The 1886-nt window shown below is 66.2% G+C and carries 1 protein-coding gene; it reads right to left on the bottom strand.

The annotated features are described in order from the left end of the window. Positions 1–29: 29 nt before the first annotated feature. Positions 30–1499: a hypothetical protein gene (locus tag ABD151_RS00590; protein WP_343990136.1), complete on the bottom strand. Its 1470-nt coding sequence runs from the start codon at positions 1497–1499 to the stop codon at positions 30–32. Positions 1500–1886: the final 387 nt, after the last annotated feature.

The raw sequence follows: 1886 nt of genomic DNA, 5'->3' as shown, positions 1-1886 counted from the left end.
TTCAGGCACTGCGTGCCGTTCGGCTCAGGTCACTTGGAGACCTTGGCCTCGACGTCACCGATCTTGACGTCGGCGCCCTTGCCGTTGAGCAGCTTGATCTGCAGGGCGATCACGCCGATGCCGTTCTTGACCTTGCGCTTCACGTGGGTCTTGATGCTCGCGATGCCGAGACCGGACAGCACGCCGTCCAGGCCGCTGAGCACCGGGTTGAGCAGCTGACCCAGGCTGTACTTCGTGCCGGCGACGCTGATCGAGCCGACGTCGACGAACGACTTGGTGGAGAGCTTGCCCAGGCGGTTGCGCTGAGCGGTGGCCTCCGAGGTGATCGCCTCGATCACCAGGCCGTTGTTGCCGCCGATCGCGATCCGGGCGGTCTGCGCCTTGCTCTTGGTGGTGCGGGTGGTGCGGCGGGTGCCCTTGGTCTGGACGGCGGAGGTCACCGCGCCGACCTCGACCAGGCCGAGGCCCAGCAGGTTGACGTCGGCAACGCCGCTCTTCTTCCAGGCGCCACCGGTGCCCATGCACGGAACCGGCTGGTGGGCCAGCTTCGAGGTCTTCAGGACGCCGTCGAGCAGGGTGGCGTCCAGGGCGGAGGCGTAGCCACCGAAGCGGCCCGGCTCGTTGGTCCGGTTGATCCGGGCACGCGAACGGCCCAGTTCGACGACGATGTCGTCGGCGCTGCGCTTCATGTCGGTCCCGTAGAGGCGGACCTCGAGGGCGGTCGAGTAGGAGATCGCGTGGTTCTTGCGCTCCTTGGAGACGCCCTTGCCCATGCTGATCTCACCGAGACCCGCCACCTTCAGCACGCCGCCGACCACGTCGATCAGAGGCTCGACGATGTTGCCGAGCAACAGATCGAGCAGGCCGCCGAGGCCCTGCTGGCCGAGCAACTGGTCGAGCGGAGCGATGCCGGTCTTGGCGTCGATGTTGAGCGTCTTGTACTTCTGCGTGGTGTTGAACTTGCCCTTCTTGCTCACCCAGGCGCGGGCCTCGGACTCAAGGCCCGTGATCACCAGGTGCGGACCGTCAGCCGGGCCGAGGCGGACGTCGGCCACCTTGGCGCTGGAGATCGAGGCGGCAGCGGTGTTCGACGGGAAGCCCAGCGCCTTGGCGGCGCTGCCCTTGCGGGTCTTGGTGCTGGAACGGACGACACCGAGGTCGAGGAAGGCGTTGCCCGGAAGCACCGAACCGCCGACGAGTGCGGTGCTCATCTGGCGGTTCTGCTGGGTGCAGCCGACCCACGAGAACGCGGTGCGGTCCGAGCGGAGGCCGAGCAGGCCCGCCACGATCTCGGTGCCGTAGGCGTCGCCGCCCATGGTGTAGCGGGTGGTCTTCTTCTTCTTCTTCTTCTTTTTCGCCTGAACCTTGATGCCGTCCTTGGCAGCGACGCTCGACGCCGCCGGCGAGGCGGAGACAGGTCCGGTCATGGCCAGGCTGCCGGCGGAGGCAACCGCGACGGCCGTGGCGGCGGCGATGGCATGCCGCATCGAAGTCTTCACTTCTCTACTCCCCAAAAAGTTGTCGTCACGTGTTGAGCACGACCAAGCCCTGAGGCGCTCCCCAATCGAACTCGTTCCCTCAAACGAGCCGCCCAGGTACTTAGTTATGGGGAAGTGTTCCGGTTTCGGCGGGTTTCGGAGGCGAAACGGGATTTTTCATGGTCAGAATGGGCCATTTTCTCGTCCTTCGCTTGCGGAGCTCAGTCGCCGTGTGGTCCCTTGACCGGCCGATTCTGAGGCGGAGAGCGGCGCTCAGCACGCCGGGAAGGGGGTCCCGGGTGGGTCCTGGGGCATGCGTGTGGCATCTCGGGACGAAGGTCCCGACGATCGGTCTAGACCAGCGGTGCCAGGGCTTGTGAGACAGGCCGTTCGGGCCGGAAATGACAG

The organism is Nocardioides dubius, assembly GCF_039528155.1.
Taxonomy (GTDB): domain Bacteria; phylum Actinomycetota; class Actinomycetes; order Propionibacteriales; family Nocardioidaceae; genus Nocardioides; species Nocardioides dubius.
This window is presented reverse-complemented; position numbering and strand designations above follow the sequence as displayed.